Source organism: Undibacterium sp. Di26W, assembly GCF_049340265.1.
Classification (GTDB): Bacteria; Pseudomonadota; Gammaproteobacteria; order Burkholderiales; family Burkholderiaceae_D; genus Undibacterium.
This window is the reverse complement of sequence record NZ_JBMPOR010000062.1, coordinates 1-1,192: the sequence shown is the minus strand read 5'-3', so window position 1 is coordinate 1,192 and position 1,192 is coordinate 1. Positions and strand designations below refer to the sequence as shown.

At 50.2% G+C, this 1,192-nt stretch carries 1 protein-coding gene; it reads right to left on the bottom strand.

Features of this window, described 5'->3' with window-relative positions:
- Positions 1–155 precede the first annotated feature (155 nt).
- Complete coding sequence (locus ACO0LM_RS28605; protein ID WP_423042338.1) at positions 156–1,115, bottom strand: IS5 family transposase; 960 nt, start codon at positions 1,113–1,115, stop codon at positions 156–158.
- Positions 1,116–1,192: the final 77 nt, after the last annotated feature.

Below are 1,192 nucleotides of genomic sequence, written 5' to 3'. Positions count from 1 at the left end.
GGAACATCTGATTAAGGTCTAATTTTCTTAAATTTCAAAACCAAGTGCTGGTCATTCATAAAACGTGCACGCAAGAACATGTCTTTCAGTGGAAATTGGGACAGATTTATCCGAATCTCCCTTGTTCTTGTGCGATTTCTCGCACAATCGACACACTATGCCCCTTGCATGCGCATCAAGCGCCTGCGAACCATGAACAGATTCGCCAGCGCACAGGTGACAAACAAGCGATGCGCGTTCTTTTGTAATCCGCGATAACGCACCTTCGCAAATCCAAACACGCGCTTGATGATGCCAAAGGCATGCTCTACCTTGGCCCGAATACTTGACTTGCGGCTGTTGGTCAAGCGCTCTGCATCTGTCAATGCATGACTGCGTGTAGCGCGACGGTTCGTAAAATCTTTCACCTTGGGTGCTTTGCTACGCGCAGCCTGCCTTTGGCCTAGGTAGGCAGAATCGCCCCAGTAACGCGTCTCTTGTCCATGCAACAGGTCGGGCAATACCTGGCTGTCATGGACATTGGCCCCCGTTGCGACAACGCTGTGTATCAATTTGGTCTTACTGTCCACGCCAATATGACCCTTCATACCGAAGTGCCATTGATTACCTTTTTTGGTCTGACGCATTTCCGGATCACGTTCCCCATCTTTGTTCTTGGTCGAAGAAGGGGCGGCAATGATGGTGGCATCAACGATAGTGCCGCCCGACACCTTCATCCCACGCTCTTGTAAATGACGGCCCACTTCCTCAAAGATACGCTTGCCGAGAGCATGGCGTTCCAGTAAGTGACGAAATTTGCACACCGTTGTTTCATCGGGAACAGGCTCGCTGCCCAGGTCAATGCCGACAAAACTGCGCATGGAGGCTGATTCGTACAAGGCTTCTTCGACGGCTGGGTCAGACAGATTGAACCATTGCTGCAGGAAGTAAATTCGAAGCATACGCTCTACACCTACCGGTGGACGTCCATTACCAGCCTTCGGATAATGGGGCGCAATCAGGTCGCACAGCATTGACCAGGGCACGACCTGATTCATCTCGGATAGAAATACTGCTCGCTTCGTCGTCTTGGCGTAACGTTCAAAGCTTCCTTGGGCAAAGGTAGTCTGTTTCATGGCTTCAATGATTGACAGGGGAACATGCTTCTATTAACGTTTCTGAAGGAGATTGCGTTTACTTAATCAGAGATTCC